The following is a 26,819-nucleotide window of genomic DNA, read 5'->3' as shown; positions in this document are numbered from 1 at the left end:
CGGTCCGACTGGGCTCGGCCTGCTGCGGCAGATGGAGGTTGGCGCTCCACGCGAGGCGACCTCCTCTGGCCTGCCGGCCATCTCCCCCACTTGGGGGGAGATCACCAGTTTCGCTGCCCTCACCGATCAACCCGCGTCGACAAAATGATCGACGACGACGTCCGCTCCACTCCCTCCATTGCCCCGATCTGGTCGAGCAGCGCGTCGAGATCCCGGATCGACGGCGCGTCGACGATGACGATCATGTCGAAATTGCCGCTCACCGAATGTACCGTCCGGACCGGCGGCATCGCCTCCAGGCTACGCACCACCTTGTCGGCGAGTTTCGGCGTGACGGTGAGCAGCACATGCGCCTTGACCAGACCCTGCTCATAGTCGGGCGACAGCCTGACGCCGTAGCCGGCGATGATGCCGCGCTGCTCCAGCCGCTCGATCCGGCTCTGCACCGTTGTGCGCGACACGCCGAGCTTTCTCGCCAGCTCGGCGGTGGAGGCGCGCGCGTTGGCGCGCAGCAGCGTCAGCAGGGCCTGTTCAGCTTCACTGATCATTTCGACGAAACCCTTCGGCAAATTGCGCTATGCTGAGTTTCATTTTGCCAGATTCCGAGCTTCCTTTCGACAGGCAAGCTGCGATGATTCCTGCCAATTCGAACTGGCAGGGGTATCGTCATGAAAAACATTGTTGTCGTCGGCGCCGGCAAGATCGGCTCGACCATCGCTGAAATGCTTACCACCACGGGCGACTACCGCGTCACGGTGGTCGACCGCTCGGCGGCCCAGCTCGCCGCAGCCGAATTGCCGGCCGGCGTCGAGACCAAGGAGCTCGACATCGCCCTGCCCGGCGCGCTTGAGGCAGCGCTTGCCGGCAAATTCGCCGTGCTGAGCGCCGCGCCCTTCCACCTCACCACCCGCATCGCCGAGGCTGCGGCGAAGGCGGGCGTGCATTATCTCGACCTCACCGAGGACGTCGCCAGCACCCGCCGGGTCAAGGAGCTGGCGCGCGAGGGCAAGAGCGCCTTCATCCCGCAATGCGGCCTGGCGCCGGGCTTCATCTCGATCGTCGCCAACGATCTGGCCAGCCGCTTCGACACGCTGGAAAGCGTGCGCATGCGCGTCGGCGCGCTGCCGCAATATCCGTCGAACGCGCTGAACTACAATCTCACCTGGAGCACCGACGGCGTCATCAACGAATATTGCGAGCCTTGCGAGGCGATCGTCGAGGGCGAGCTGGTCGAGGTGCCGCCGCTGGAGGAGCGCGAGGAATTCTCGCTCGACGGCGTCACCTATGAGGCTTTCAACACCTCCGGCGGTCTCGGCACTCTGGCCGAGACGCTGAAGGGCAAGGTGCGGACCCTGAACTACCGCACCATCCGCTATCCCGGCCATGCCGCGATCATGAAGGCGCTGCTCAACGACCTCGGGCTGCGCCACCGCCGCGACGTGCTGAAGGACATTTTCGAGAGCGCCCTGCCGGCGACGCTGCAGGATGTCGTCATCGTCTTCGTCACCGTCTCGGGCCGCCGCAACGGCCGCCTGCTGCAGGAGACCTACGCCAACAAGATCTATTCGCACCGCGTCGGCAACGTCGTTCGCAGCGCCATCCAGATCACCACCGCCTCCGGCATCTGCGCCGTGCTCGACATGCTGGCCGACGGCACGCTGCCGGCGAAAGGTTTCGTCCGGCAGGAAGACATCGCGCTCGACGCATTTCTGGCCAACCGCTTCGGCCGCGCCTACGCCCAGCACGAGACGGCGAGCCGCCTGGCGGGCTGAGCTGTGTGATCTCCCCCCTTGAGGGGGAGATGTCGCCGAAGGCGACAGAAGGGGGTCCTCTCAGCCAGTGCAGCGCATGTAAAAGCCAAAGACGGAAGTCGGCGCTTCACGCGCGGCGACCTCCTCTGGCCTGCCGGCCATCTCCCCCTCAAGGGGGGAGATCACGCTCCCTCTAAACATGCAGCGCGTGCCCGAGCGCCTTCAGCGCCGCTTCCTGGAAGCCCTCGCCCTGGGTCGGATGCGCATGAATGGTGCCTGCTATATCCTCCAGCCGCGCGCCCATTTCGAGCGCCAGGCCAAAGGCCGCGGCCAATTCCGAAACGCCCTGCCCGACCGCCTGGATGCCCAGCACCAGATGGTTGTCCGCGCGGGCGACGATGCGCACGAACCCATCCTCGCCTTGCCTGGTCATGGCGCGGCCGTTGGCTGCGAACGGAAAATGTCCGATCTTGATCTCGCCGGCGAGCGCCTTCGCCTCATCCGGCGACAGGCCGGCGGTGACCAGCTCGGGATCGGTGAAGCAGATCGCCGGGATCGCGCGCTTGTCCCAGCCTCGTTTGTGGCCGGCGACGATCTCGGCCACCATCTCGCCCTGCGCCATCGCCCGGTGCGCCAGCATCGGCTCTCCGGTGACATCGCCGATAGCGTAGATGCCCCGCATCGAGGTGCGGCACTGGTCGTCGATGCGGATGAATCTTCCGACCATGTCGAGGTCGATCTGCTCCAGCCCCCAGCCCTCGGTGAGCGGCTTGCGCCCCACCGTGACCAGGACCCTGTCGGCGGCGATCTTGGCGTTCTTGCCATCTGCCGTCTCGACCATAAGCGCATCGCCCTTGGTCGACAGCCCCTTGGCCTTGGCACCCAGCATCACCTCGATGCCGAGCTCGCCGAGCCGCTTCAGCACCGGCCGCGTCAGCTCGGCATCATATTGCGCAAGCACGCGCGGCAGGGCTTCGACCACGGCGACCTTGGCGCCCATCTTGGCGAAGGCCATGCCGAGCTCGAGCCCGATATAGCCGCCGCCGACGACGGCGAGCTTGTCCGGCACCTCGCTCAGCGCCAGCGCTTCGGTCGACGAGATGACCGGGCCGCCGAAGGGCAGGAACGGCAGTTCGGCCGGCACCGAGCCGCTGGCGATCACCACCGCCTCGGCGCGGATCACCTGGCTTCCCGTCTCGGTCTCGACCTCGACGGTCTTGCCGTCGCGGAACGTCGCCCAGCCCTGCACGGTCTTGACCTTGGCCTTCTTCAGCAGCCCAGCGACGCCGCTGTTCAGCCGGCTAACGATGCCGTCCTTCCATGCGACCGTCTTGGTCAGGTCGAGCGTCGGCGGGGCGACCGCGATGCCGAGCGGCCCCTTGCCGCCGGCGATGTGCGCGATCTTCTCGAACTCTTCCGCCGCGTGAATGAGCGCCTTGGACGGGATGCAGCCGACATTGAGGCAGGTGCCGCCCGGCTTGCCGAACTCGACGATCACCGTGTCGACGCCGAGTTGCCCGGCGCGGATGGCGCAGACATAGCCGCCCGGACCGGCGCCGATGACGAGCAGCTTGCAGGAGATCTCTTTCATGGGCTTCTCGTTGCTGAGCACGGGGATTTTGGCAGAGGGTTAGGGCCTGGCGAACGCAGACCGTGGCGATTGGCCGATATCCGTGGAATCTCGTCATCCTGGGGCGGAGCAAGGAGCGTAGTGACGCGCGTAGACCCCAGGATCCATGCCGTGACGTGAAGGCGTTGCAACGGTCCAGAATTCTGGTCCGCCGCGCCCTTCGGGCGAGGTCGCGGCATGGATCCTCGGGTCAAGCCCGAGGATGACGAGGGGGCAACGTCGTCCGTATCCATACGACTAATCCACGAAGATCAGCGCCGGCGTCTCAAGCAAGGCCTTGATCCGCTGCACGAAAACCGCGGCGTCCCAGCCGTCGATGACGCGATGGTCGAAGCTGGACGACAGATTCATCATCTTGCGCGGAAGGAACTGCGTGCCGTCCCATACCGGCCGCACCATGATCTTGTTGACGCCGACGATCGCCACTTCCGGATAGTTGATGACCGGCGTGGTAGCCACGCCGCCCATCGCCCCGAGGGAGGTGATGGTGATGGTCGAGCCGGAAAGCTCATCGCGCGTCGCCGTGCCGGACTTGGCCGCGTCGGCAAGCCGGTTGATCTCGGCGGCGCTTTCCCAGAGGTCGCGCGCCTCGGCATGCTTGACCACCGGCACGACGAGCCCGGTCGGCGTCTGGGCGGCGATGCCGACATGGATGCCCGCGTGTTGGTGAATAACGCCGGCCTCGTCGTCGAACAGCGCGTTGAGGTTCGGCTGATCGGCGATCGCCTTGACCATTGCCCGCATCAGGAACGGCAGCAGCGTCAGCTTCGGCCGGTCTTGCCGCTTCTCTTTGTTGAGCGCCGCGCGCAGTTCTTCCAGCGCCGTGACGTCGATCTCCTCGACATAGGTGATATGGGGAATGTGCGACTTTGCGAGCGCCATCTTCTCGGCGATCTTGCGCCGCAGCCCGACGACCTTGATGTCCTCGATGCCCTCCTTGCGGGCAAGGCCGGTCGCGCGGGCAAGCTGCGGGCCGCGCGCCAGGAAGGCCTCGATGTCCTCATGGCTGATGCGCCCGGCCGGACCGCTGCCTGCAACCTGGCGCAGATCGATGCCGGCTTCCTTGGCGCGCAGTCGGACGGCAGGAGAAGCCAGCGGCTTTTCGCCTTCGGCGCGCGGCGCGCCGATGACGGACGCCGGGCGCCCAGCCTTCGGTGCCGCGACGGAAGGCTGGGCCGGGATCTGTGCCGGTTTCGGCGCCGCTTTCGAGGCGTCCGACAGCGGTTGGGATTTTGCCTCCACGGGCTCGGCCGGCGCTTCTGCCTTCGGCGCAGCCTTGGCACCGCTGCCTGCTTTCACATTGCCTTCGCCGGCTATTTTAAGCCGCACGATCGGCGAGCCGATCGCCACCGTGTCGCCGATCTCGGCGCCGAGCCAGAGGATCTCGCCATCGACCGGCGAGGGGATCTCGACGGTCGCCTTGTCGGTCATGACGGCCGCCAGCACCGCATCCTCGCGCACCAGGTCGCCGATCTTGACATGCCATTCGACAAGCTCGGCCTCGGCGACGCCTTCGCCGACATCGGGAAGCTTGATGACATATTCGCCCATCGTCCGGCCCCCCTCAGGCTTCCATGGTCTCGACGAGCGCGCGCCCGACCCGCGCGGGGCCGGGGAAATACTCCCACTCCTGCGCATGCGGATAGGGCGTGTCCCAGCCGGCGACCCGCGCCACTGGCGCCTCCAGATGGTAGAAGCAGTTCTCCTGCACCAGCGCCGCGAGCTCGGCGCCGAAGCCGGAGGTCAGCGTCGCCTCATGCACGACGACGCAGCGCCCGGTCTTCTTCACCGAGGTGACGATCGTGTCGAGGTCGAGCGGCAGGAGCGTCCTGAGGTCGATGATTTCGGCATCGATGCCGGTTTCCGCGGCCGCGGCCTGCGCGACATAGACCATGGTGCCGTAGGCGAGCACGGTGACCGCCGAGCCTTGCCGGCGGATCGCCGCCTTGCCGAGCGGTACGGTGTAATGGCCATCCGCCACCTCGCCGAGCTCGTGCTTCGACCAAGGCGTCACCGGGTTGTCGTGATGGCCGTCGAAGGGGCCGTTGTAGAGCCGCTTCGGTTCCAGGAAGATGACCGGGTCCGGATCCTCGATCGCGGCGATCAATAGGCCCTTGGCGTCATGCGGATTGGACGGCACCACTGTCTTGAGGCCGGAGACATGCGTGAACAGCGCTTCCGGGCTCTGGCTGTGCGTCTGGCCGCCGAAGATGCCACCGCCGGTCGGCATCCTGACGACGATCGGGCAGGTGAAATCGTTGTTGGAGCGATAGCGCAGCCGCGCCGCCTCCGAGACGATCTGGTCGTAAGCCGGATAGACATAGTCGGCGAACTGCACCTCGACGCAGGGCCTCAGCCCATAGGCGGCCATGCCGATCGCCGAGCCGACAATGCCGGATTCGCTGATCGGCGCATCGAAGCAGCGGTGCTTGCCGTATTTGGCCTGCAGGCCCTGCGTGCAGCGGAACACGCCACCGAAAAAGCCGACATCCTCGCCATAGACGATGACGCGCTCGTCGCGAGCCATCGAGACATCCATGGCGTCGCGGATCGCCTCGATCATGGTGCGTCTGGGCATCGATCAGACCCCTGCCTGCTGGCGTTGGCGCCTGAGATGCGGCGGCGTCTCGGCATAGACGCCTTCGAACATGTCGCGCGTCGACGGCTTGCCGCCGGCATGCAGCGTGCCGTGGCTTTCGGCTTCCTTCTGCGCCGCGATCACGGTTTCGAGGATCTCGGCTTCCGCCTGGATGTGGCGCTGTTCCGTCCAGACTTGCTTGTTGATGAGATGGTTCTTCAGCCGGATGATCGGGTCGCCGAGCGGCCAGGCGTCCGATTCCGCCTTCGGCCGGTAGGCCGACGGATCGTCCGAGCTCGAATGCGCGCCGACGCGATAGGTGACATATTCGACCAGGGTCGGCCCGAGATTGCGACGCGCCCGCTCGATCGCCCATTTGGCTACCGCATGGACGGCGAGATAGTCGTTGCCGTCGACCCGCAGCGACGGGATGCCGAAGCCTAGACCGCGCGCGGCGAAAGTGCCCGAGCCGCCGCGGGCAATGCCCTGGAAGGTGGAGATGGCCCACTGGTTGTTGACGACATTGAGCACGACCGGGGCCTTGTAGGTCGAGGCGAAGACCAGCGCCGCATGGAAATCGGACTCCGCGGTCGAGCCGTCGCCGATCCAGGCCGCGGCGATGCGGGAATCGTTGGAGATCGCCGAGGCCATCGCCCAGCCGACCGCCTGGATGTACTGCGTCGCCAGATTGCCGGAGATCGAGAAGAAGCCGTGCTCCTTCGAGGAGTACATGATCGGCAGCTGCCGGCCCTTCAGCGGATCGGCTTCGTTGGAATAGATCTGGTTCATCATCGCAACCATCGGATAGCCGTCGGCGATGAGCAGGCCGGCTTGCCGATAGGTCGGGAAATTCATGTCGCCAGGCTTGAGTGCCTTGCGGAAAGCGCAGCTCACCGCCTCTTCACCCAGATGCTGCATGTAGAAGGAAGTCTTGCCCTGGCGCTGCGCCATCTGCATGCGCGCATCGAAGGTCCTGAGCGTCATCATATGGCGCAGGCCTTCGAGCAGTTCCTCGTCGGTGAGCAGCCCGGCCCATGGCCCGACGGCTTCGCCGGCGCGGTTAAGCACGCGGATGATGGAGAAGGCCATGTCGCGGATGGTGCGCGGATCGACATCGACCTCCGGCCGCGGCACCGAACCGGCCTTGGGAATGGTCACATTCGAGAAGTCGGGCGTGCCGCCGGGCCGAACCTCGGGCTCGGGAACATGAAAGCGCAACATTCCAGCATCGGCCATGACCTTCCTCCTCCAATGTTGCCGATGCGATACTTGCACATCCGCGCCGCCATTTCATCGGGCGAGATGGCGGCCGTCCTCCCGGTCATCAGCCTCGTCGAGCCGATGCGGCACATGGCCGACAAGATGCAGATATGGCGCTGAAATTTCTTGTCGATGTTTCCAAGCGTCGCGCAATTTGGCGGAAGTTTGCGGAGCGTTTGCCGCCACAAAAGACAATCAAGGCATGCGCGCCGGCCGACGCAGCTAATCTCCACCCTCGTGGGGAGTTGCTCGGCAGGGCAGAGGGGCGTGACAGACTCTGCTTCAGGGTCGTCATTCCAGGGCGGAGCAAGGAGCGGAGCGACGCGCGCAGACCCCTGGAATCCATGCCGCGACGTTGACGCGTTGCGGCGGTTGGAGAATATTCTGCACCCCGGCGCTCCTCGGCAAAAGTCACGGCATGGATCCTCGGGTCAAGCCCGAGGATGATGAAGAGAGGCCGGCCGCTTCTCCGTTCACTCCGTCTCCGCCTCATGCTAACTCATCCCGCATGGCACAGAAGAAGGGATACGAGGTCGATTCGTGGCTGGCGCGGCCGGACCCGTCCATGGCCATCGTCCTGCTTTACGGCCCCGATCGCGGCCTGGTCGCCGAGCGGGCCAAGACCTTCGCGTTGAAGACCGGGCTGCCGCTCGACGACCCTTTCTCAGTGGTCAAGCTGGATGGCGCGGAAGTCGACCGCGACGAAGGCCGTCTGCTCGACGAGGCGCGCACCGTGCCGATGTTTTCCGACCGGCGGCTGCTTTGGGTCCGCAACGCCAGCGGCCAGAAGGCGCTGGCCGACGACATCAAGGCGCTGACGGCGGAGCCGGCGCCGGATGCTCTCATCCTCATCGAGGCGGGCGACCTGAAGAAGGGCACTGGCCTGCGGGCCATCGTCGAGGCAGCCGGCAACGCCATCGCCTTGCCCTGCTACGCCGACGAGGCCCGGGATCTCGACTCGGTGATCGACGACGAGCTGCGCAAGGCCGGCATGTCGATGACGCTCGACGCCCGCCAGGCGCTGCGCCGCAATCTCGGCGGCGACCGTCTGGCCTCGCGCGGCGAGATCGACAAGCTGGTGCTCTACGCCCATGGCAAGAAGGAGATCGACCTCGACGACGTCAACGCCTTGTCCGGCGATGTCTCCGGCGCCTCCTTCGACGGTGCGGTCGACGCCATGCTCGACGGCAAGGTCGGAGACTTCGACATTGCCTTCACCCGGCATTGTGCCTCCGGCGGCCATCCTTTCCTGGTGCTGTCCTCGGCGATGCGGCAATTGCAGGCGATTCAGGTCATGCGCGGCCAGATGGAATCCGGCGGCCGCAACGCCGCCTCGGTCGTGGCGGGAGCGCGTCCACCGGTCTTCTTCTCGCGCCGCAAGCTGGTGGAAAAGACGCTCGAGCGCTGGAACAGCGAAGCCCTCGGCCGCGCGCTGAACCGGCTGCAGGCGGCTGTGCTGCAAACGCGCAAGCGGCCCGACCTGTCGGAGGCGCTGGCCCGTCAGGCGCTGCTCGGCATCGCGGTGGAAAGCGCGAGACTGGCGCAGAGGTAGGCGATCAGCCCTCCCCCCGTGAGGCGATTGGCCGGCGCCTCGGCTTTCGCCTATCGCGGGCGCCGCAAAAAGGAAGAGGCCGACGCAGCGGCCGGCCCTTGTTGTGCCTATCACCAGTATATCAGCCTAGATCTAATCCTAAGCCAGAACTTTATTAGTCGGCTAATTTCATGTAATTCAGCTACTTATCGGTCGTCCTTCAGCCGCCGGCACAACTCATCGAGCTGATCCAGCGACCGGTAGTCGACCCGCAGCGTGCCGCCCTTGGCCTTATGCTCGATCGAGACAATCATGCCGATCGTGTCGGTCATCAGCTTTTCCAAGGCCAGCGTGTCGGGATCCTTTTCCGGCGCGCTCGGCGCGGACCTTACTTTGGCGGGTGTCGGTCCCGCGGGCATTTGCGCCAGCGCCTCGGCCTGGCGCACCGAAAGCCCCTCCTCGACGATTCGCTTGGCGAGCCCCGCCGGATCTCCGGCTGTGACCAGCGTGCGGGCATGGCCGGCCGACAACGCGCCGTCGACCAGCATGTCGCGGATGACGTCAGGCAGCTTCAGGAGCCTCAGCGTGTTGGCGACATGACTGCGGCTCTTGCCGATCACCTGGCCGAGATCGGCCTGCGTGTAGCCATGCTCGTCGATCAGCTGCTGATAGCCCTGCGCTTCTTCGACCGGATTGAGATCGGCGCGCTGCACGTTCTCGATGATTGCCAGCTCCAGCGCGGTGCGGTCGTTGACGTCGCGCACGATGAGCGGGATTTCGGTCAGCCCCGCGCGCTGCGCGGCGCGCCAGCGCCGCTCGCCGGCGATGATCTCATAGCGGCCGGGCTGCGACGGCGAAGGCCGCGCCACCACCGGCTGCACCACGCCATGCTCTCGGATCGACTGGGCGAGGTCGGTGAGTTCGGCGTCGCCGAAATGCCGGCGCGGGTTCTTCGGGTTCGGGCTGACGAACTCGATCGGCACCTTGCCATCCGCGGCGACCGCGCTCGGCTTTTCGGGCGCGACGGGACGATCGATCTCGCCGATCAGCGCGGCCAGGCCGCGGCCCAGTCTTTTTCTCGATTGGTCTTCACTCATTCTTCTGTCCAGATCGTTTCGGAATCGAATCGGCCATTGGAAATTGCCTGGGCTATTCAGGCGGCGCGCAGCTTGCGCTCGCGTCGGATCACTTCCGAGGCAAGCTGCAGATAGGCCTGGCTGCCGGAACATTTGAGATCGTAAAGGATTGCCGGCTTGCCGTAGGACGGCGCTTCGGAAACGCGCACGTTGCGCGGGATGATCGTCTCGTAGACCTTGTCGCCCATATGCGCGCGCACATCCTGCACGACCTGGTTGGCGAGGTTGTTGCGGCCATCGAACATGGTGAGCACGATGCCCTGGATGGTGAGGTCCGGATTGATCGTGCCGCGCACCTGCTCGACCGTTTCGAGCAATTGGCTAAGGCCTTCCAGCGCGAAGAACTCGCATTGCAGCGGCACCAGAACGGAATCGGCCGCCGCCATTGAATTCAAAGTCAAAAGATTGAGCGACGGCGGGCAGTCGATCAGCACATAGCCGAACGGCGCCGCGCGCGCGGCTGCCGCACGCAGCGCATTGCGCAGGCGCAGCACCCGGTCTGGCGCCGAGGCGATCTCCATTTCGATGCCGAGCAGATCGAGGGTTGAGGGCACGATGGACAAGCCCGGCACCGCCGTCGGCACCGCGGCCGCCTCCAGCTCGAGTTCGCCGATCAGCACGTCATAGGACGATACGGTGCGATCCTTGCGTCCGATGCCGAGCCCGGTGCTGGCATTGCCCTGCGGATCGAGGTCGACGATCAGCACGCGCTCCCCGATCGCGGCCAGCGCCGTCGCCAGATTGATCGCCGTGGTCGTCTTGCCGACGCCACCCTTCTGGTTGGCAACGGTGATGATACGCGGTCCAGTTTTCATGGGTCGATGCCAGTGATTCATTGCGGGGTCGCCGGGTGCAGATCGGTGATTTCCAGAATGACGCCATGAGCGTCTGTCATGCTTGGATGTTCTACCAGATCGAAGGTCCAGCGGTGAGCGCTTTCTTCCACTTCGGCCCGGTAATCCCGGCCTTTGTGAAAAAGCGAACGCGCGCCCTTGGTCAGCCAGGGTGCGGCAAGATCGAGCAGGTCCGGAAGCGCCGTCAATGCCCGCGCGGTAACGACTTCCGGTGCAGAAACAAGTGGATAGCTGTCATCGATGCGTCGCGCCAGCACGCGCGCCGGTAGGCCGAATTGGCCGACGACCGATTGCAGGAACGACGCCTTCTTGCGATTGCTTTCAACCAGATCGATCGTGGCGCCCGGCCTCTCTGCAAGCAGAAAACCGAGTACCAATCCGGGAAAGCCGCCGCCCGAGCCGAGGTCGACCCAGCGCATTGCGGTCGGCGCGATTCGCGCAAGCTGGGCGCTGTCCAGGATGTGGCGGCGCCAGACGTCGTCTAGCGTCGATGGCGCCGCCAGATTGATGCTGCGGTTCCATTTTTGAAAATGCCGCTCGAAGGCCTGCAGCCGCTCGAATGTTTCACGTGAAACCGGACCCGCTGCCTTCTGCAGCTCCGCCCAGGCATCGCCACTCACGCGACCGACCTTCGTGCAGCCAGCTCGGCATTGCGAACATGCGCGACAATGATCGCCAGAGCCGCTGGCGTCATCCCTTCCATGCGCTGCGCGTCGGCAATCGAGCGCGGCCGGCGTGCCTTCATCTTCTGCTTCAGCTCATTGGAAAGGCCTGGCACGTCCGCGAAGTCGATGGTCTCCGGAATGAGCCGCGATTCCTCGTGCCTGATCTGCGCCACGTCAGCCTGTTGGCGCTCGAGATAGACGGAATATTTCGCCTCGGTCTCAAGCCGCTCTGCCGTGTTGGGGTCGAGTTCGCCAAACCGTGGCTCGATCCGCGTCAGCCAGGCCATGTCGACGCCGGGATAGGCGAGAAGGTCGTAGGCCGAACGCCGAACGCCGTCCCGGTTGATCTCCAGTCCATGCCGCGCGGCTTCATTCGGCGTGAAGGCGATCGACTTTGCCAGCGCGCGGGCAGCGTCGAGCTTCCCACTGATCGCGCCGAAACGTTGCATCCGCTCGGAGGAGACGATCCCCAAGCGGTCGGCCAGCGGCGTCAGCCGCTCGTCGGCATTGTCGGCGCGCAGCGAAAGCCGGAACTCCGCCCGCGAAGTGAACATGCGATAGGGTTCGGCGATGCCGCGGCTGGTGAGGTCGTCGATCATCACGCCGACATAGGCTTCGGTGCGGCTGAGCACGAACGGCTCGCTTGACGATGCCCTGCGCGCGGCGTTGATGCCGGCAAGCAGGCCTTGCGCGCCGGCTTCCTCGTAGCCGGTGGTGCCGTTGATCTGCCCCGCCAAAAACAGCCCGGCGACGCGCTTCGTCTCCAGCGTCGGCTTGAGCTCGCGCGGGTCGACATGGTCATATTCGATGGCGTATCCCGGCTGCAGCATCGTCGCCCGTTCCAGCCCGGGAATCGTCTTCAATATGGCGAGCTGCACCTCTTCCGGCAGCGAGGTCGAGATGCCGTTCGGATAGACGGTGTCGTCGTCGAGGCCTTCCGGCTCGAGGAAGATCTGGTGACTCTCGCGGTCGCCGAACTTGACGATCTTGTCCTCGATAGAGGGACAGTAGCGCGGCCCAACGCCTTCGATCGAGCCGGAATACATCGCCGAACGCTTCAAATTGAGGCGAATCAACTCATGTGTCGGTTGCGTAGTGCGAGTGATACCGCATTTGATCTGCGGGTTCGCGATGCGGTCTGTCATCAGCGAGAACGGCACCGGCTGATCGTCCGCGGCCTGGCGTTCCAGCGAGGCCCAATCGATGGTGCGGCCGTCGAGGCGAGGGGGCGTCCCGGTCTTCAGCCGCCCGAGCTTGAAACCGGCCCGCGCCATCGTCGCCGAGAGCCCATGGCTCGCCTGCTCGTTCATCCGGCCGGCGACGATCTTCTTCTCGCCGATATGGATCAGCCCGCGCAGGAATGTGCCGGTCGTCAGCACCACGGCGCCGCAGGCGAGCCGCCTGTCACCGGAGACCAGCACGGCCGCAACCCGACCGTCCTCGATCTCGAGGTCCAGGACTTCGCCTTCCACCACGTCGAGATTGGCCTGCTCGCGGAGCGCCGCCTGCATGGCAAGACGATAGAGCTTGCGGTCGGCCTGGGTCCGCGGCCCACGCACCGCCGGGCCCTTGCGGCGGTTGAGCAGGCGGAATTGGATGCCGGCGGCATCCGCGATGCGGCCCATCAACCCGTCCATGGCGTCGATCTCGCGCACGAGATGACCCTTGCCGAGTCCGCCGATGGCCGGATTGCAGGACATGACGCCGATCGTCTCGAAGCGCAGCGTCACCAGCGCCGTCCGGGCGCCGGCGCGCGCAGCCGCGCTCGCCGCTTCGCATCCGGCATGGCCGCCGCCCACCACCACCACGTCATAGTGATTGGTCATTGCAAGAATCCGTTTCAGAGATGCTTTGACACATGTCCCCGCCAGCCTCCGCTGTCAAGGATGCAGTCCGTTGCGGAGGTGATCGCCGGGGATGGGCTGCGTGCCAGTGGTCTGCCTGTCCGACCTCGTCCCGAAGGAAGGAAGGCGCTTATCCCACGGACGATTTTTCACTTCTCAAGCGCTGCGAATCAGCGCCATTGGCTTTAGTGGCCAGCCGTCCTCGCCTTCTACGAGGCAGGCAATGAGGGGCAGCGCCGTTTGGCTAGCACGTCACGCGTCTGGAGCCGGGACTCGTTTCACGTGAAACACCATCCGCCGCATCCTGCCGTTGTTTCACGTGAATCATCCGGAGCGCATAGCCGCCCCGCGTTTCACGTGAATCACTTGCCGATGCAGAACTGGGAAAAGATGACGTCGAGCATATCCTCGACATCGACGGCGCCGATAATTCGCCCAAGCCGGTCCGTGGCCACCCGCAACTCTTCCGCGCGCAGCTCCAGGCTTTGCCCCGACAGCGCCGCCGAGAGAAAATCCTTCGCCTCCTCCAGCAGCTCGATATGGCGGAGCCTCGACGGCAAGATCTCACCGGCCCCTCCGACTGCGGCAGCGGCGCGACCCGCAATCTCGTCCAGCAGTTCCGAAATTCCGGTACCTTCCTTGGAAGAGATGGCCACATCATAGGCCCCTCTACGCGCTCCCATGAGATCGGTTTTGGTCCCGATCCTCAGGAGCGGAACACCTGTCGGAACCGCGCCGACGGGCTGTGGATCGACCATATCCTCCAGCAGCAAAACCAGGTCCGCGCCACCGGCCTTGGCACGCGCTCGTTCGATGCCGATCGTCTCCACCTTGCCGGCGGCCTCGCGCAGGCCTGCCGTATCGACGACCCGAACTCTCATCCCGTGGAGGTCCAGCACCACCTCCAGCAGGTCGCGCGTGGTGCCCGGCTCGTCGGTGACGATTGCCGCCTCGCGTTGGGCCAGGGCGTTGAACAGACTGGACTTGCCGGCGTTCGGCGCGCCGAGGATGACGACCTCGAAGCCATCGCGAATGATCTCGGCCGACTTGAACCCCTGAATATGGCGTTCGATCTCGTCGGCCATCGCCGCCACATCGGTCCAGACCGCCTTCGAGACCGAACCCGGCACATCCTCCTCGTCGGCGAAGTCGATTTCCGCCTCGATCATTGCCCGGGCATGGATCAACCGCCGGCGCCACCCCGAATAGAGCTCGCTCTGCGCGCCCTCGGCGTTACGCACGGCAAAGCGTCGCTGCGCCTCCGTCTCGGCATTGACGAGGTCCGCCAGCGCTTCGGTCTCGACCAGATCGAGCTTGCCGTTGAGAAAGGCGCGCCGCGTGAATTCGCCAGGCTGGGCATGTCTGACGCCGGCAAAGCCGGTGAGCGTTTCCAGCATTTTTGCCGCAACGGCGCGGCTGCCGTGTACATGGAACTCGCCAACGTCCTCGCCGGTGAAGCTGCTAGGTCCGGGAAAGAACACGACAAGCCCGTGATCGATGACCAAACCGTCGGATGCCATCAGCTTGCGCAAAGTGGCAAAGCGATCCTTAATACCGCCGCCGGCAATCGTTTCGAGTACGAATCGAGTCTTCGGGCCGGAGATGCGGATCACGGCGATGCCGGCGGGCAGGCGACCGCTCGACAGCGCTACGATAGATTCCTTCGAGGTTGCCATTTGCCCGACCTGCCGAACCACCCTAGGTATCTTCTTTCAGGCGCCGTTCCGGACGTCAGCCGTAGCATTCCCGGAATTGCCTGCTCATCAACCAAGCCGAGCCGCTCATTGTGACCTTGCCCGCGCGAAACCTGCTTGCCGAAGAGGCCAGCCCCTATCTGCAGCAGCACAGCGACAATCCCGTGCATTGGCGGGGCTGGTCGCCGGACGCCCTTGCCGAGGCGAAGGAACTCGGACGGCCGATCCTGCTGTCCATCGGCTATGCCGCCTGCCACTGGTGCCATGTCATGGCCCATGAAAGCTTCGAGAACGATGCCGTCGCCGCCGTCATGAACCGCCTCTTCGTCAATATCAAGGTCGATCGCGAGGAGCGCCCGGATATCGACCAGATCTACATGGCGGCACTCCATGCCATGGGCGAGCAGGGCGGCTGGCCGCTGACCATGTTCCTTACGCCCGATGGTAAGCCTTTCTGGGGCGGCACCTATTTTCCGCGCGAGGCGCGCTATGGACGGCCGGGCTTTGTCCAGGTGCTGGAGGCGGTCGACAAGGCCTGGCGCGAGAAGCAGGAGAGCCTTGGCCAAAGCGCCGACGCGCTGACCACCCATGTCGAGCAGCGGCTGGCCGGCGCGAAGGGAAAGGCGGTGCTCGACCGCGGCACGCTTGCCGATCTCGCCGGCCGCATCGAGGGCATGGTCGACGGCGATCTCGGCGGCTTGCGCGGCGCGCCGAAATTCCCCAACGCGCCCTTCATGCACAGTCTGTGGCTGTCCTGGCTGCGCGACGGCCAGACCGCCCATCGCGACGCCGTGCTCATCAGCCTGGAAAAAATGCTCGCCGGCGGCATCTACGACCATGTCGGTGGCGGTCTCAGCCGTTACTCGACCGATGCCGAATGGCTGGTCCCGCATTTCGAGAAGATGCTTTACGACAACGCCCAGCTCATCCGCATGTGCAATTGGGCCTTCGCGGCAACAGGCAATGAGTTGTTTCGGAAGCGAATCGAGGAAACCGTGGCCTGGCTGCTGCGGGAAATGCGCGTCGAGGGCGGCGCTTTTGCGGCCAGCCTCGATGCCGACAGCGAAGGCGAGGAGGGGTTGTTCTACACCTGGAGCGGGGAAGAGGTTGAAGCCGCACTCGGTGCTGATTCCGCTCGCTTCTTCCAATATTTCGAGCTCGCCGCTCCGCATGGCTGGGAAGGCAAGCCCATCATCCGCCAGAGCGAGGCACAGCCGCGCCAGGGGATCAGCGATGACGCTCAGCTCGCAGCGCTGAAGGCGAAATTGCTAGCTGCCAGAGAAAATCGCGTCAGGCCCGGCCGCGACGCCAAGGCGCTTACCGATTGGAACGGATTGATGATTGCGGCCCTCGCGGAAGCGGGCCGCTCCGTCGGGCGAGCCGACTGGGTGGACGCCGCCGTCAAGGCCTTCGCCCACATCGTCGAAGCCAGCAAGGACGGCCGCCTGCCGCATTCGATGCTCGGCGACAAGAAGCTTTTCCCGGCGCTGTCGAGCGACTATGCCGCCATGACCAACGCGGCGATCGCGCTGTTCGAGGCAACCGGCAGTTCTGCCTATATGGACCATGCCCGGCAGTTCATCGATCGGCTCGACCGCTGGCATCAGGATCCTGAAAAGACCGGCTATTATCTGACGGCGTCCGACAGCGTCGATGTGCCGATCCGTATCCGCGGCGATGTCGATGAGGCAATCCCCTCCGCCACCGGCCAGATCGTCGAGGCGCTGGTCCGGCTCTCGTCCCTTACCGGCGATCACCATCTTTGGGCAAAGGCATGGACGACAGCCGAACACGCCATGGGTCGCGCCGCGCAGCAAGCCTACGGCCAGGCCGGCATCATCAACGCGTGCGCGCTGGCGCTCGAACCGCTGAAGCTCGTCATCATAGACAAGCTTGATTCCTCAAGCCTTGTTCCGGTGGCGAATCGAAGTTCCGATCCACGCCGGGTCGATGTCGTACTGCCCATCGGTACGGAAGCGAATCAACCGCTTTTGCCGGGCGGCGTGCTGCCGCCGACGGACAAGCCGGGAGCCTGGTTCTGCAGCGGACAGACATGCCTGCCGGCGGTTACGGATGCGGGCGAGTTGGAGAAGCTGTTGCGGCCGGAATAAACAGCTTCGTCTCCTCGGTTTGACCCAGGATCTATGTCGCGGCGCTTCCGACGAATGCGGCGGTGCGGAATTCTGCACCGCCGCAAAGCTCAAAAAACAACGGCATGGACTTAGGGTTCTGCGCAGCGTCGCCTCGCTCCTTGCTCCGCCTTGTATGCCGAAGAAAGGACCGGTCCCTCGGCGCCCGATCAGGTATTCATCGAATCGAAGAAATCCGCGTTGGTCTTGGTCTGCTTGAGCTTGTCGATGAGGAATTCGATCGCATCGGTCGTTCCCATCGGCGCAAGGATCCGGCGCAGCACGAAGATCTTCTGCAGATCCGAACGCGGCACCAGAAGGTCCTCCTTGCGGGTCCCGGACTTGAGGATGTCGATCGCCGGGTAGATGCGTTTGTCGGCCACCTTGCGGTCGAGCTGGATTTCACAGTTACCGGTGCCCTTGAACTCTTCGAAAATGACTTCGTCCATGCGGCTGCCGGTGTCGATCAGCGCGGTGGCGATGATGGTCAGCGACCCGCCTTCCTCAATGTTGCGGGCGGCGCCGAAGAAGCGCTTCGGACGCTGCAGCGCGTTGGCGTCGACACCGCCGGTCAACACCTTGCCGGATGACGGCACCACGGTGTTGTAGGCGCGTCCGAGGCGGGTGATCGAATCGAGCAGGATGACGACATCGCGCCCATGCTCGACCAGGCGCTTGGCCTTCTCGATCACCATTTCGGCGACCTGCACATGGCGCGCTGCCGGTTCGTCGAATGTCGAGGAAATGACTTCGCCCTTGACCGAGCGCTGCATGTCGGTGACTTCCTCCGGACGCTCGTCGATCAGAAGAACGATCAGGTAGCATTCCGGATGATTGGCGGTGATCGAGTGCGCGATGTTCTGCAACAGCACCGTCTTACCGGTGCGCGGCTGAGCGTTGATCAGCGCGCGCTGGCCCTTGCCGATCGGCGCCACCAGGTCGATCACACGCGGCGAGATGTCCTTGGTCGGGGGATTGTCGACCTCCATCTTCAGCCGCGAGGTCGGGTAGAGCGGCGTCAGATTGTCGAAGTGGATCTTGTGCCGGATCTTCTCCGGATCATCGAAATTGATGGTGTTGACCTTGAGCAGCGCGAAATAACGCTCGCCTTCCTTCGGGCTGCGGATCGGCCCTTCGACCGTGTCGCCGGTCTTCAGCGAAAAGCGCCTGATCTGCGACGGTGAAATATAGATATCGTCGGGACCTGGCAGGTAATTGGCGTTGGCCGAGCGCAGGAAGCCGAAACCGTCCTGCAGTACCTCGACCACGCCTTCGCCGATGATCTCGACATCCTGGATGGCGAGCTTCTTCAGGATCGCGAACATCAGCTCCTGCTTGCGCATGACGCTGGCGTTCTCCACCTCGAGCGATTCGGCGTAAGCGATCAGCTCCGGCGGCTTCTTATTCTTGAACTCTGCGAGTTTCATTTCTTGCATTAGATGGACTCTGGGTAGGCTTTGGGGAGAAAAAATCGGCTGGATGCGACAAATGCCGGGCGCGGCCGAAAGCGAGAAAGGGGCGGCGCATGACGGGAAGGAAGACCCGTCTTTTATCGTCGGTCGCCTGAAAGAGCAAGCCGCCTTTTGCCGGGTGTGGGGAAGCCTCAGAACGGCTTCACGATGACCAGGATGACGATGACGATCATCAGCAATGTGGGGAGTTCATTGACGATCCGCCAGTGCCTCGCCGGCTTTTCGTTCTTGTCCTCGGCAAATTTTCTCACCGCGCCGGCGAGATAGCCATGCAGACCCGAAAGCAGCAGCACGGCGAGGATCTTGGCGTGCAGCCAGCCGCCCTGGAAACCGAAGCCCTTCCAGGCGAGCCAAAGCCCGAACACCCAGGTCACGGTCATCGCCGGGTTGATGATGGCGCGCAGCAGCCGGCGCTCCATCACCTTGAAGGTCTCGGACTGCACGGAGCCTTTCTCGGCGTCGACATGATAGACGAAGAGCCGGGGCAGATAGAGCATCCCAGCCATCCAGGCGATGACGGCAATCACATGGATTGCCTTCGCCCAGGGATAGAAGCTGTCCGGGGCCACAAGGAAGAGCAGGGCGGTCAGGACGACCAGCAGGACGATGCCGATCAACATGCGCTTCATCGCCTGGCCGGCGCTGTTCTCGTTGGTCGTCTCGGTCATCGATGGCTCCGCACCATTTTCACCATGGCCTCGACATGCGCCACCGGCGTTTCCGGCGTGATGCCGTGGCCGAGATTGAAGATCAGCGGCCCGTTGCCCAGCGTGCTAAGGATGGCATCGACGCCGTCGGCCAGCGCCCTGCCGCCGGCAACCAGGCGAAGCGGATCGAGATTGCCCTGCACCGCGCCTTCGCGTTGCAATTCCTGCGCCATCGACAGCGGCACGGTCCAGTCGATCCCGAGACCGGTGATCCCGGTCTTCTTCCTGTAATCGCGATAGCGCTCGCCGGCGCCCTTGGGGAACCCGATCACCGGAACATCCGGACGCGCGGCCTTCACTTGCCGGACAATCTCGGCAACGGGCTCGATGCAAAACGCCTCAAAGGACGCTTCATCGAGAACACCCGACCAGGAGTCGAAAATCTGCACCACATCGGCGCCGGCCTCGATCTGGCGGATGAGATAGGCGGCCGAATGATCGGCCAGTATCTTCAGGAGCCGCGCAAGGGCCTCCGGCTCGCGATAGGCGAAAAGCCTGGCCGGTCCCTGGTCCGGCGTGCCGCGGCCGGCAATCATATAGGTCGCCACCGTCCACGGCGCGCCGCAGAAGCCGATCAAGGTCGTTTCCACCGGAAGCTTCGCACGCAGACGGCGGACCGTTTCGTAGACCGGTTCGAGATTCACGTGAAACGTTTCGCCGTCCAGGGCCTCGATTTCGGCCGCCGCAATCGGCTTGAGGATCGGCCCGTATCCCTCTTCGAAGCGGACATCTCGTCCCAGCGCATCGGGCACAACCAGGATATCGGAGAACAGGATCGAAGCATCGAAGCCGAAGCGCTCGATCGGCTGCAGCGTCACCTCGACGGCAAGATCCGGGTCATAGCAGAGATCGAGGAAAGAACCGGCCCGCTTCCGGGTCTCGCGATACTCCGGCAGATAACGCCCTGCCTGACGCATCATCCAGAGCGGCGGCGGTGAAACCGTCTCGCCCTTGAGGACGTCCAGCATGATCCGTTTCCCAGCCATCCAGTGCTCGCCCTCTCCAGGTCTCTTAAATCAAATATCTATTTTAAAAGAGTCTTCTGATTCTAAGAGTCTGTTGGTTGTGGTGGTTGCGACCTGTCCCGCCTGCCGCTCGAAAAGGCCAGTCAGCATATTGTCGCGCAGCCGCTTTCTCAATTTGGAGCGATCTGGGGACGAACTGGATTCAGGCTTTCGAGTCAGCGCCTTGGCTCTTCTGCTGCGGACCTCGAGCTGTGGATGATATCGGCCAAGAAAAGTTGATCCCCGGTTTTGTCCCCAGCGCCCCGACAAAGCCTACAGCGGGGCGAATTGTGGACAAGGTGGCATCTGATACAGTCGCCTTCGACGTCACGACCTTTCTGTCCAACCTTGTCCACATCTGCCCACAGTCTGGAACCAACTCTTGTGAACAAACCCCAGAGCTTCTTCCATCTGCATCTGATTTCCGACGCCACCGGCGAGACGCTGCTGGCGGCAGGCCGCGCCGCCTCCGCGCAATATAAGGACGCGCGCGCCATCGAGCACATCTATCCGCTGATCCGCACGGAAAAGCAGGTCGCCAAGGTGTTCGAGGATATCGAGGAGGAGCCCGGCATCATTCTCTACACCGTCGTCGACCAGAAGCTCGCGCGCAGCATCGACGAGCGCTGCGCCGCCATGGGCCTGCCCTGCGTTTCGGTGCTGGAGCCCGTGCTCAGCGTCTTCCAGTCCTATCTCGGCACGCCGGCCGGCCGGCGCGTCGGCGCCCAGCATGTGCTCGACGCCGAATATTTCCGCCGCATCGATGCGCTGAACTTCACCATGGAACACGACGACGGCCAGTTGCCGGCCAACATGGACGATGCCGATGTCGTGCTGATCGGCATCTCGCGCACCTCCAAGACGCCGACCAGCATCTATCTCGCCAATCGCGGCATCAAGACCGCCAACATTCCGATCGTGCTCGGCGTGCCGCTGCCGGACAGCCTGATTAACGCCAGGACGCCGCTGATCGTCGGCCTCGTCGCCACGGCCGAGCGCATCTCGCATGTCCGCCAGAACCGCATCCTCGGCAACAGCAACAACTACGTGCCGACCGACTATGTCGACCGCGCCGCCATCGCCGAGGAGCTCGCCTATGCGCGTCAGCTCTGCACCAGGCATGGCTGGCCGATGATCGACGTCAGCCGGCGCTCGATCGAGGAAACCGCGGCGGCCATCGTTGCTCTGAGGGGAAAGACGCGCTAGGGCAGGCGATATAAGTGAGCATTCCGTCCTGAGAGAAGGTGGCTCGGCGCATAGCGCCGAGATGGATGACGGGCGCTGGACGGATCGCAACCGTTGGTGAACCAGTATGGCCGGCAAAATCGTCCTCGCTTCGGGCAGCCCGTTCCGCAAGGCAATGCTTATCAATGCCGGGCTCGACATCGAGGCGGTGCCGGCAGACGTCGACGAGCGCGCGCTCGAGGCGCCCTTGCAGGACAGCGGCGTGTCTCCCGAGGATGTCGCTTCGATCCTTGCCGAAGCCAAGGCGACCGAGGTCAGCGAGCGCCGGCCGGGCGCGCTGGTGCTCGGTTGCGACCAGACGCTGTCGCTTGGCGACGAAATCTTCCACAAGCCGGCCGATATGGAAGGGGCGCGGAGGCATCTCCTGGCCTTGTCGGGCAAGACCCATCAGCTGAACAGCGCCGCCGTGCTCTGCCGCGATGGCGAAGTGCTGTGGCGCCATGTCGGCATCGCCAGCCTCACCATGCGCAAGCTCGATCCCGCCTTCATCGGCCGCCACCTGGCGCGCGTCGGCGCCAAGGCGCTGGCGAGTGTCGGCGCCTACCAGATCGAGGGCGAGGGCATCCAGCTCTTCGAAAGGATCGAGGGCGACTATTTCACCATCGTCGGCCTGCCGCTGTTGCCGGTGCTGAAGGAGCTGCGCGCATTGGGAGCGATCGATGGTTGAGAAGCGGGCCTTCGTCACCGGCCACCCGATCGCGCATTCCCGCTCGCCCAAGATCCACCGCTACTGGCTGGAGGAATACGGCATCGACGGCAGCTACCAAGCGATCGACGTTCGGCCGGAGGATTTCGCAGCATTCATGAAATCACTCGGCGAGAATGGCTATCGCGGCGGCAATGTCACCATCCCGCACAAGGAAGCAGCCTTCGCCTTGGTCGAACGCCGCGACGAGGCCGCCGAAGCCATCGGCGCGGTCAACACGCTGTGGCTGGAAGACGGCGTGCTGTGGGGCGGCAATACCGACGCTCTCGGCTTTGCCGGCAATCTCGATGAACATGCCCCCGGCTGGGCGGCGAATGGTCCGGCCGTGGTGTTGGGCGCGGGCGGTGCCTCCCGCGCCGTCATCTACGCCCTGAAGGACCGAGGTCTCAACGACATCCGCATCGTCAACCGTACGCTGGCAAGGGCTGAGGAACTCGCCGACCGGTTCGGCGCCGGGGTTTCGGCGCATGGCGCCGGCGCGGTCGGCGAATTGCTTTCCGACGCCGGCCTGCTCATCAACACCACCGCGCTCGGCATGCATGGCAACGAGACCCTCGCCGCCGATCCGGCCGGTCTGCCCGGCCACGCCATCGTCACCGACATCGTCTATGTGCCGCTGGAGACGCCGCTGCTTGCTGCCGCCAGGGCGCGCGGCCTGAAGACGGTCGATGGCCTCGGCATGCTGCTGCACCAGGCCGTGCCCGGCTTCGAGCGCTGGTTCGGCAAGCGGCCTGAGGTGACGCCGCAATTGCGGCGCATGATCGTCGCCGACATCGAAGCGCATTGACATGATCGTGCTCGGCCTCACCGGATCGATCGGCATGGGCAAGTCGACCACGGCAAAGATGTTCGCCGAGGCCGGCGTTCCGGTGCATGATTCCGACGAGACCGTGCATCGCCTCTATGCCGGCAAGGCAGCACCCCTGGTCGAACGAGCCTTTCCCGGCACGACAAAAGCGGGCGTGGTCGATCGCGCAAGGCTGGCCGAGACAGTGCTGGGCGATCCCGCCGCGCTGAAAAAGCTGGAGGCGATCATCCATCCGCTGGTACGGGCCGACGCCGATGGATTTTTGGCTCGGCATCGTGCGGCCGGGGCGCCGATTGCGGTGCTCGACATTCCGCTGCTGTTCGAGACCGGCGGCCGCAATCGCGTCGACAAGGTCGTGGTCGTCACCGCGCCGGCCGAGATCCAGCGCGCCCGCGTGCTCGCCAGGCCCGGGATGAGCGAAGATAAATTCGCTTCCATCCTCGCCAAGCAGGTGCCTGACGCCGAGAAACGCCGTCAGGCGGATTTCATCGTCGACACCGGCCAGGGTTTTGATGCCGCACGTGCGGCGGTGGCAGCCATCGTCAGCGAATTGACCGGGGATAAGTCCGGCAAAAACGCTTCCTGACGGCCGCTGTCAGCAGTCCCCATTGCCATTTTGTTCCGGTTTGTGATTCTGCTCTTTAGAGCGGATTGATTCGAATGCGTGAGATCATCTTCGATACCGAAACCACCGGCCTCGATTTGCGCGACGACCGCATCATCGAGCTCGGCGGCGTCGAGCTGGTCAACCGTTTCCCGACCGGCCGCACCTTCCACAAGTTCATCAATCCGCAAGGCCGCGCCATTCACGCCGAGGCGCAGGCCGTGCACGGCATCAGCGCGGCCGATCTGGCCGGCAAGCCGACCTTCGCCGAAATCGCCGAGGAATGGCTGGCCTTCACCGACGGCGCCAAGCTGATCGCCCACAACGCCATGTTCGACCTTGGCTTCCTCAACCTCGAATACAGCCGACTCGGTCATCCGGCCATCGATCCCGGCCGCATCGTCGACACGCTGGCGATCGCGCGCCGCAAGCATCCGATGGGTCCGAACTCGCTGGACGCGCTTTGCCGCCGCTACGGCATCGACAACACCCGCCGCACCAAGCACGGCGCCCTTCTCGACTCCGAATTGCTGGCCGAGGTCTATATCGAGCTCATCGGCGGCAAACAGGCGGCGCTGGTCCTGGAAACCGTGGCCGTGCAGATGAACGGTAGCGGCGAAGTCGCCGATATCGACATCTCGATCGGCGCGAGGCCGATCGCGCTGCCGCCGCGCCTCACCGAGGCGGATCGGGCGGCGCATGCCGGGCTTGTCGGCACGCTCGGCGAAAAGGCGCTATGGCTGAAGGTGGCGTCTGCGGGTTGAGCCGGGGCGCTCCCGGCGGCAACCGACGCGATTAGCCGAACCGCCCATCCCTCGTCATACTCGGGCTTGACCCGAGTATCCATGCCGTGACCCTTGCGCAGAGTGCAACGGCGCAAAATTCTGTAACCGCCGCAACGCCTTAGAGTCAGGCATGGATGCTGGGGTCTGCGCGCGTCGCTCCGCTCCTTGCTCCGCCCCAGAATGACGACCTAACGAATGCCGTCGCTAATTTCAGACGCCCCAACAAAAGCCCGGCGCGAAGCCGGGCTCCCGATACGATGGGTGGCCCGCCGCCTCAGCTCACCTGGACCTTGCTGGCGGCCTGGTCCTCGGCGATGCGCTGCTGGAACATCTGCGCGAAATCGATCGGGTCGAGCATCAGCGGCGGGAAGCCGCCGTTGCGGGTGGCGTCCGCGATGATCTGGCGGGCGAAGGGGAAGAGCAGCCGCGGGCATTCGATGAACAGGATCGGCAGCATGTGCTCCTGCGGGAAGCCGCTGATGGCGAAGACGCCGCCATAGACCAGTTCGACGTTGAACAGCACTTCCTGGTCGAAGGAGGCCTTGGCATTCAATGTGAGATTGACGTCGAACTGCTTGTCCGAAAGCGGATTGGCGTTGACGTTGACATTGATGGCGATGCCAGGAGCCTTGTCGCGGCCGCGCAGCGAATTCGGCGCGCCGGGGCTTTCGAACGACAGGTCCTTCACATATTGCGCAAGCACGTTGAGCGAGGGCTGTTCCTGTTTGCCGTTGCCGTTGGCGGCGCCCGCCGCGGCATCATCATTGCTGGCCATGAGCCTTGTCCTTTTGCCTGGGCAGCATTGCTGACCGGATTGAAATCGGGGGTTCGCTATCATGCTCGGCAGGACAAGACAAGTTTTGCGCGCCGCCTGAAACTGCGCAGCCGTTTCGGGGCGACGGCGCGCATGAGACAGCTATTCGAGCGGACCCTGAAGAGAGCTAGTCGTCTTTCAGCCGCCGCCAAGGGGAATTGTGATCCGGCCCGCGCTTGTAGTCGTCCTGGCGCGAAAAGTCGCTGCCATCGAGATCGATGACCCTGTCGCGGCGGCGGGCCGAAAAGCCGCTGCCGAAGCTGGTCGCCATCACGATGCGGTTCTTGAGCAGGCGCCAGGCAAGATCGCGCACCGGCGGCAGGAGCAGCAGGATGGCGATAATGTCGGTGATGAAGCCCGGAATGATGAGCAGGAGTGCCGCCAGCACGATCATCGCGCCATGCGCGAGTTGGCGGCTTGGATCGCGCCCGGCATCCATTTCCGTCCGCACCCGCGCCATCACGCCGAAACCCTGGTGCCGAAGCAGCAGGCTGCCGGCAATGGTGGAGAGGATGACGAGCCCAATCGTCGCCAAAGCGCCGACTTCGCGGCCGACGATGACGAAGCCGGCGATCTCCAGAAGCGGCAGCAGGAGCAGGAACAGGGGAATGAACGAAATGCGCAAATTAAGACCGGTCGCTTTCTTCTTTTGCGGGCCTCGCGGGAAATCGCCGCTGGCACTAGGACCTTTAGATAGGTATGGCTGGCTTTGATTTGAATGATTGCGCCCGCCGTTCTATATGCTTTGGGTAATGAACGCTATGCGACCGCCGCCATTCTAGGGGCTCTGGTGGTCCGGCCTGGACAGGGATCGAATTGGCGGAAGATATGGGTTTCTTCGACTTCGGCACGATTTTCTTTTTGATTGCGGCGGTTGTGATCTTCTTCCAGCTTCGCAACGTGCTGGGCCGTCGCACCGGAAACGAACGCCCGCCCTTCGATCCTTATTCGGCAAGCCGCACGCGCGAGCAGGATGCGGCGCAGAAGTCCGAGAATGTGGTGTCGCTGCCGCGCAAGCGCATGCCGGGGGAACCGGCGGCGGAGACCTATGCCGCGATCGACGCTTTCGCCAAGCCGGACAGCGATCTCAACAAAGGCCTGCGCGCGATCAAGGACAACGATCCGTCCTTCGATCCCAAGACCTTTATCGACGGCGCCAAGATGGCCTACGAGATGATCGTCATGGCCTTTGCCGACGGCGACCGCAAAACGCTGAAGAACCTGTTGTCGCGCGAGGTCTATGACAGCTTCGTCGCCGCGATCGGCGAGCGCGAGGCGAAAGCGGAAAAGATCCAGTCTTCCTTCGTCGGCATCGACAAGGTCGATGTCGTCGCCGCCGAGATGAAGGGCACCGAGGCGCATATCACGCTGCGCATTGTCAGCGAGCTGATCTCGGCGACCCGCGACAAGGTCGGCGCCGTCATCGACGGCGATCCGGAAAAAGTCGCCGAGGTCAAGGACGTCTGGACCTTCTTCCGCGATACCCGGTCGCGTGATCCGAACTGGAAGCTGGTCGCCACGGAAGAAGAAGATTGACCTAGAGCATGATGCCGAAAAGTGTGGAGCGGTTTTCGGACGCCATCATGCTCCATCTCTTTAATT

Annotated in this window: 24 protein-coding genes; 9 read left to right on the top strand and 15 right to left on the bottom strand. The window is 64.2% G+C overall.

All coding sequences use genetic code 11. From position 1 onward, the window contains the following. Positions 1-119: 119 nt before the first annotated feature. Complete coding sequence (locus P9254_RS13775; protein WP_066991894.1) at positions 120-548, bottom strand: Lrp/AsnC family transcriptional regulator; 429 nt, start codon at positions 546-548, stop codon at positions 120-122. 120 nt (positions 549-668) lie between these two features. On the opposite strand from P9254_RS13775, the gene P9254_RS13770 reads away from it, so the two are divergent. Next, positions 669-1,772, top strand: a complete 1,104-nt coding sequence (locus P9254_RS13770) for a saccharopine dehydrogenase family protein (RefSeq protein ID WP_278051934.1) — start codon at positions 669-671, stop codon at positions 1,770-1,772. Positions 1,773-1,944: 172 nt separating this feature from the next. On the opposite strand, the gene lpdA is transcribed toward P9254_RS13770, so the two are convergent. From lpdA to P9254_RS13750, 4 genes are all read right to left on the bottom strand, one after another. Then, positions 1,945-3,342 (bottom strand): dihydrolipoyl dehydrogenase, encoded by a 1,398-nt coding sequence (gene lpdA, locus P9254_RS13765; protein ID WP_278055182.1) that lies wholly within the window; start codon positions 3,340-3,342, stop codon positions 1,945-1,947. A gap of 276 nt (positions 3,343-3,618) precedes the next feature. Beyond that, positions 3,619-4,932 carry a dihydrolipoamide acetyltransferase family protein gene (locus P9254_RS13760; protein ID WP_278055181.1) on the bottom strand — a complete coding sequence of 438 codons (1,314 nt, stop codon included), beginning with the start codon at positions 4,930-4,932 and terminating at the stop codon, positions 3,619-3,621. 13 nt (positions 4,933-4,945) lie between these two features. Further along, positions 4,946-5,959 (bottom strand): alpha-ketoacid dehydrogenase subunit beta, encoded by a 1,014-nt coding sequence (locus tag P9254_RS13755; protein WP_278055179.1) that lies wholly within the window; start codon positions 5,957-5,959, stop codon positions 4,946-4,948. A gap of 3 nt (positions 5,960-5,962) precedes the next feature. Further along, positions 5,963-7,195: a 3-methyl-2-oxobutanoate dehydrogenase (2-methylpropanoyl-transferring) subunit alpha gene (locus P9254_RS13750; protein WP_278055177.1), complete on the bottom strand. Its 1,233-nt coding sequence runs from the start codon at positions 7,193-7,195 to the stop codon at positions 5,963-5,965. Positions 7,196-7,727: 532 nt separating this feature from the next. Here P9254_RS13750 and holA point away from each other — a divergent pair. Next, positions 7,728-8,771 carry a DNA polymerase III subunit delta gene (gene holA / locus P9254_RS13745; RefSeq protein ID WP_278055175.1) on the top strand — a complete coding sequence of 348 codons (1,044 nt, stop codon included), beginning with the start codon at positions 7,728-7,730 and terminating at the stop codon, positions 8,769-8,771. Positions 8,772-8,956: 185 nt separating this feature from the next. On the opposite strand, the gene P9254_RS13740 is transcribed toward holA, so the two are convergent. From P9254_RS13740 to mnmE, 5 genes are all read right to left on the bottom strand, one after another. Continuing rightward, the gene (locus tag P9254_RS13740) at positions 8,957-9,847 is read right to left on the bottom strand and encodes a ParB/RepB/Spo0J family partition protein (RefSeq protein WP_127215706.1); all 891 of its coding nucleotides are present in this window, start codon (positions 9,845-9,847) and stop codon (positions 8,957-8,959) included. Positions 9,848-9,903: 56 nt separating this feature from the next. Next, positions 9,904-10,701 carry a ParA family protein gene (locus P9254_RS13735; protein WP_278055172.1) on the bottom strand — a complete coding sequence of 266 codons (798 nt, stop codon included), beginning with the start codon at positions 10,699-10,701 and terminating at the stop codon, positions 9,904-9,906. A gap of 17 nt (positions 10,702-10,718) precedes the next feature. Continuing rightward, the gene (gene rsmG / locus P9254_RS13730; protein WP_127247392.1) at positions 10,719-11,360 is read right to left on the bottom strand and encodes a 16S rRNA (guanine(527)-N(7))-methyltransferase RsmG; all 642 of its coding nucleotides are present in this window, start codon (positions 11,358-11,360) and stop codon (positions 10,719-10,721) included. Further along, positions 11,357-13,231 (bottom strand): tRNA uridine-5-carboxymethylaminomethyl(34) synthesis enzyme MnmG, encoded by a 1,875-nt coding sequence (gene mnmG / locus P9254_RS13725; protein ID WP_278055170.1) that lies wholly within the window; start codon positions 13,229-13,231, stop codon positions 11,357-11,359. Before mnmG ends, rsmG begins: the two co-directional genes overlap by 4 nt. A 380-nt stretch (positions 13,232-13,611) precedes the next feature. Then, positions 13,612-14,925 (bottom strand): tRNA uridine-5-carboxymethylaminomethyl(34) synthesis GTPase MnmE, encoded by a 1,314-nt coding sequence (gene mnmE, locus P9254_RS13720; protein ID WP_278055169.1) that lies wholly within the window; start codon positions 14,923-14,925, stop codon positions 13,612-13,614. 110 nt (positions 14,926-15,035) lie between these two features. On the opposite strand from mnmE, the gene P9254_RS13715 reads away from it, so the two are divergent. Next, on the top strand, positions 15,036-17,054 hold the full coding sequence (locus tag P9254_RS13715; RefSeq protein ID WP_278055168.1) for a thioredoxin domain-containing protein: 2,019 nt from the start codon (positions 15,036-15,038) through the stop codon (positions 17,052-17,054). A gap of 188 nt (positions 17,055-17,242) precedes the next feature. On the opposite strand, the gene rho is transcribed toward P9254_RS13715, so the two are convergent. The 3 genes from rho to hemE form a co-directional block, all read right to left on the bottom strand. Then, entirely contained in the window at positions 17,243-18,508 is a 1,266-nt protein-coding gene (gene rho / locus P9254_RS13710) for a transcription termination factor Rho (protein ID WP_082953824.1), read from the bottom strand. 167 nt (positions 18,509-18,675) lie between these two features. Then, entirely contained in the window at positions 18,676-19,212 is a 537-nt protein-coding gene (gene hemJ / locus P9254_RS13705) for a protoporphyrinogen oxidase HemJ (RefSeq protein WP_066991492.1), read from the bottom strand. After that, positions 19,209-20,237 carry a uroporphyrinogen decarboxylase gene (hemE, locus tag P9254_RS13700; protein WP_278055167.1) on the bottom strand — a complete coding sequence of 343 codons (1,029 nt, stop codon included), beginning with the start codon at positions 20,235-20,237 and terminating at the stop codon, positions 19,209-19,211. The genes hemJ and hemE overlap by 4 nt, the downstream gene beginning before the upstream one ends. Before the next feature lie 306 nt (positions 20,238-20,543). On the opposite strand from hemE, the gene P9254_RS13695 reads away from it, so the two are divergent. The 5 genes from P9254_RS13695 (at position 20,544) to dnaQ (ending at position 24,382) form a co-directional block, all read left to right on the top strand. Beyond that, complete coding sequence (locus P9254_RS13695) at positions 20,544-21,461, top strand: pyruvate, water dikinase regulatory protein (protein ID WP_442920312.1); 918 nt, start codon at positions 20,544-20,546, stop codon at positions 21,459-21,461. 106 nt (positions 21,462-21,567) lie between these two features. After that, positions 21,568-22,167 (top strand): Maf-like protein, encoded by a 600-nt coding sequence (locus P9254_RS13690; protein ID WP_067323506.1) that lies wholly within the window; start codon positions 21,568-21,570, stop codon positions 22,165-22,167. Then, positions 22,160-22,993 carry a shikimate dehydrogenase gene (locus tag P9254_RS13685; RefSeq protein WP_278055164.1) on the top strand — a complete coding sequence of 278 codons (834 nt, stop codon included), beginning with the start codon at positions 22,160-22,162 and terminating at the stop codon, positions 22,991-22,993. The genes P9254_RS13690 and P9254_RS13685 overlap by 8 nt, the downstream gene beginning before the upstream one ends. A gap of 1 nt (position 22,994) precedes the next feature. Next, positions 22,995-23,600: a dephospho-CoA kinase gene (coaE, locus tag P9254_RS13680; protein ID WP_278055162.1), complete on the top strand. Its 606-nt coding sequence runs from the start codon at positions 22,995-22,997 to the stop codon at positions 23,598-23,600. Positions 23,601-23,674: 74 nt separating this feature from the next. After that, entirely contained in the window at positions 23,675-24,382 is a 708-nt protein-coding gene (gene dnaQ, locus P9254_RS13675; RefSeq protein ID WP_066991475.1) for a DNA polymerase III subunit epsilon, read from the top strand. A 295-nt stretch (positions 24,383-24,677) separates the two neighbouring features. On the opposite strand, the gene secB is transcribed toward dnaQ, so the two are convergent. Both secB and P9254_RS13665 read right to left on the bottom strand, forming a co-directional pair. Beyond that, positions 24,678-25,178 (bottom strand): protein-export chaperone SecB, encoded by a 501-nt coding sequence (gene secB / locus P9254_RS13670; protein WP_066991472.1) that lies wholly within the window; start codon positions 25,176-25,178, stop codon positions 24,678-24,680. 166 nt (positions 25,179-25,344) lie between these two features. After that, positions 25,345-25,842 (bottom strand): FxsA family protein, encoded by a 498-nt coding sequence (locus P9254_RS13665; RefSeq protein WP_278055159.1) that lies wholly within the window; start codon positions 25,840-25,842, stop codon positions 25,345-25,347. Between the two features lie 203 nt (positions 25,843-26,045). On the opposite strand from P9254_RS13665, the gene P9254_RS13660 reads away from it, so the two are divergent. Next, positions 26,046-26,753: a Tim44/TimA family putative adaptor protein gene (locus P9254_RS13660; protein ID WP_066991466.1), complete on the top strand. Its 708-nt coding sequence runs from the start codon at positions 26,046-26,048 to the stop codon at positions 26,751-26,753. Positions 26,754-26,819: the final 66 nt, after the last annotated feature.

The organism is Mesorhizobium sp. WSM4983 (assembly GCF_029625765.1).
GTDB lineage: Bacteria > Pseudomonadota > Alphaproteobacteria > Rhizobiales > Rhizobiaceae > Mesorhizobium.
This window is presented reverse-complemented; position numbering and strand designations above follow the sequence as displayed.